Origin of the sequence: Pseudomonas cyclaminis (genome assembly GCF_015163715.1) — a bacterium.
GTDB lineage: Bacteria > Pseudomonadota > Gammaproteobacteria > Pseudomonadales > Pseudomonadaceae > Aquipseudomonas > Aquipseudomonas cyclaminis.
Genome location: NZ_JADDUM010000388.1, coordinates 1 through 507 on the forward strand (window position 1 = coordinate 1; position 507 = coordinate 507).

General features: G+C 63.7%; 1 protein-coding gene and 1 pseudogene. Both read right to left on the minus strand.

Annotation, left to right across the window (positions count from 1 at the left end; translation table 11 throughout):
* Window positions 1–236, minus strand: a pseudogene (locus tag IQK56_RS30735) (ABC transporter substrate-binding protein); the annotation flags it as partial.
* Window positions 233–507, minus strand: a 275-nt coding sequence (locus IQK56_RS30740) for a PLP-dependent transferase (RefSeq protein WP_193901985.1), incomplete at its 5' end; no start/stop codon positions are given. The pseudogene IQK56_RS30735 and the gene IQK56_RS30740, both read right to left, overlap by 4 nt.

Sequence of the window (507 nt, forward strand, 5' to 3'; positions counted from 1 at the left end):
TCGGCCTGGTCGGCGCGGGCCCACAGCGCGGGCACGGCGCCGCCATCGCGGATCAATCTCGACTCGCCATGGGTGAAGTGCGGCAGCCAGCCCTGGTTGTCGGGCAACGAGCGCAGGTAGATCGCTTCGGCGCCGACGCGCTGGTATTCCTCGTCCAGCCAGCCGAGTTCCACGGCGATGTTGGACGCGACCAGCAACGGGCAAATGCTGTAGTGGGTGGGCAGTGGTTGGCTCATGGCAGACTCCTTGGGGTGACGTTCAGGTGTTGCAGGCCTTGTTGCAGGTCGGCGATCAGGTCTTCGACGGCTTCAAGGCCCACATGCAGGCGCAGCAATACGCCGGGTTCAATCTGTGCCGAAGGGTGGCGTTGCTGCTGGCGGATCAGGCTTTCAAAACCGCCCCAACTGGCGCCCATGGCGAACAGCTGCAGGCTTTCGAGAAAGGTCTTGGTTTGCTGCTCGGCGATTGGCTTGAGCACCACGCCGAACAGCCCAGTGGAACCGAGAA